The organism is Oribacterium sp. NK2B42 (genome assembly GCF_000424445.1).
In the GTDB taxonomy this organism is placed as follows: domain Bacteria; phylum Bacillota; class Clostridia; order Lachnospirales; family Lachnospiraceae; genus Oribacterium.
Window position 1 is genome coordinate 1 of the sequence record NZ_AUJX01000053.1, and the last position, 2,266, is coordinate 2,266.

Below are 2,266 nucleotides of genomic sequence, written 5' to 3' on the forward strand. Positions count from 1 at the left end.
TACCGTCTCAACACACTCACAACGGAACGCATAGGTTCTCCCCAGTTGACACTTCACTTTTGTACTGCATGAGCAGGTCTAACCGACACCGCCAGAGTAAAGAGAATCTCGCCTATAACGATTCACTCCATATTGACTTCCGCGCACGGAACCGCGTCGTCCTCTGAAATTATTGGTCTTTCGGTGCTGAATACTGCCCCTACAGCCATGCTGTTTACGCTTCGCAATATACGTTACCGCATACCACGCAAAACTCGCTTCTGATGTCGTGGCTTACGACTTATCAGGTGGGCGTTTCCTACCCACTATGTGAAGCGCCCTTAGCTGGGCGCACTCCGCGGCACCAATGTTTCGTTTCTGGTTACTTTGGCATACCACTTATACATTATTGCCACACACACTAATCGGAGCTGATATGGATCAAACAGGCTCTCCCCAGTTGACACTTCACTTTAGTACTGCATGAACAGGTCTAACCGACACCGCCAGAGCAAAGAGAATCTCGCCAATATCGATTCCCTCTGTATAGACTTCCGCACAGGCAACCGCGTCGTCCTCTGGGTATAATGGTCTTACGATGCTGAATACTGCCCCTACAGCCATGCTGTTTACGCTTTGCAGTATACGTTGCCGCATACCACACAAAACTCGCTTCTGATGTTGTGGCTCGCAACTTATCAGGTGGACGTTCTCAATCCACTATGTGAAGCGCCCTTAGCTGGGCGCACTACCGGGCACCAACGTCTGCGATTTCTTTATCCATATTTTTAATCCCTTAACATATAGCCTGGATAATGCTTACGATCAGCACTACCGGCATGATCATTAAGATCAAACATGAAAGGCAACCACCGGAATTTCGGTGCATATTATCAAGCATAAATAAATCAAATAACTCATCATCGTCATCCATATAAATACCTGCCTATTCTAAATATCGACTTATCTCTTGCTTCGATATCTTAATCCTACTCGTACTCAAAACAAAAAAATGCACATCTATAACAAGTTTATAATCATTTAATAATTGAAAAAAGCCGTCAGTAACCGGTGATGTCCGGTTCTAACGGCTTGTATTGTCAACCTATATTCACGATATTTGCCCCAAACGGATAAAGACACAGCTTTGCTATCTTAAAGAACTGATGCCAAATGGTGTATACTTCCCCCTAAATCATTTATAATATATAAAATTTCATTGGTTTCTGCTAATCCTCTTTTGAAGTACTTCTTCAAGCTTTTTAAAATCTACACAGCGATTTCTTAATAGATTGTTAGCTTCTCCTGTAGTTATCATTCTATAAAGCTTATTGGCTTTTTTGACAATCGCATCTTGATTCTTTTGTATCCAATCAAGTTCCTTTGCACAAAGAATCTTATATGCTTTTTCACTGCTACTCTCGTTTTTCTTGATACGTAGATCCATCTTTGTAATTACTGATTCATCAACAGGTATCATGTTATTAAAATTCATGACACCCATGAGTTTTTCGCCATCAAAAATCCTAGTAAAATCAACGTCATTTTTCATTTTATAGTGTTTTTCTTTTGGATGATCTAAAGGCACGCAGTACATGTGTTCGCCACAAACAACAACTATTCCTACGAAAGGTCTGTTACTTTTATGGATTTGAGGTGATATAGACTGAACTTTGTCGTCTGAATTATGTAAATCACGAACATACTTCATGTTTAGAGTATATAGCTGCAATTTTTGTTGTTTCAATTTTTTCTCCTAAAAAAAGGGCTGCAAATGCAGCCCAAAATCGTTTCCACTTATCGGTAGGATTCACCGCTTTAATCGTTCCCACTCACAGTAGGGTTCTCTGCTTTTATCGTTCCCACTCACAGCAGGGTTCTCTGCTAATTAAAATATATCTTTTATTAACTTGAAAGTCAATCCATAATTCTGTTTATAAAATCTTTATGGTACCAGGCACCAACGTGGTGTGAACATTGTTTTTATACATGTATTCCTGCTGTTCATACACTTTATCAATGACCGCTATTCTCTCCATCTGGTGCTTGTCAGGATAATAGCCATAACTCATGATTTGAATCAGGAGAGCCCACAGTGCCATATGTAGTGGTTTTGCAGGCATTCCACAATCAGAAGGAAACATATCTGCATACACAGCTTCTATTTCATCCCAGGGAATCATGGCAGCTTTTTTTATCCATTTATTCTCTGGATCAAGTTTTAGACCCATTGGCTGATTGAAATCTCCGAGACTAAACTGATGATTTTGATTTTTCTTATACATGG

General features: G+C 40.2%; 2 protein-coding genes and 1 pseudogene. All 3 read right to left on the reverse strand.

Annotated elements, in window-relative coordinates; genetic code table 11:
- Window positions 1-447: 447 nt before the first annotated feature.
- Entirely contained in the window at window positions 448-636 is a 189-nt protein-coding gene (locus tag G625_RS0112440) for a hypothetical protein (protein ID WP_029201374.1), read from the reverse strand.
- 559 nt (window positions 637-1,195) lie between these two features.
- Window positions 1,196-1,726: a type III toxin-antitoxin system ToxN/AbiQ family toxin gene (locus tag G625_RS0112450; RefSeq protein WP_029201375.1), complete on the reverse strand. Its 531-nt coding sequence runs from the start codon at window positions 1,724-1,726 to the stop codon at window positions 1,196-1,198.
- A gap of 280 nt (window positions 1,727-2,006) precedes the next feature.
- Window positions 2,007-2,264, reverse strand: a pseudogene (locus tag G625_RS22005) (IS5/IS1182 family transposase); the annotation flags it as partial.
- Window positions 2,265-2,266 lie beyond the last annotated feature (2 nt).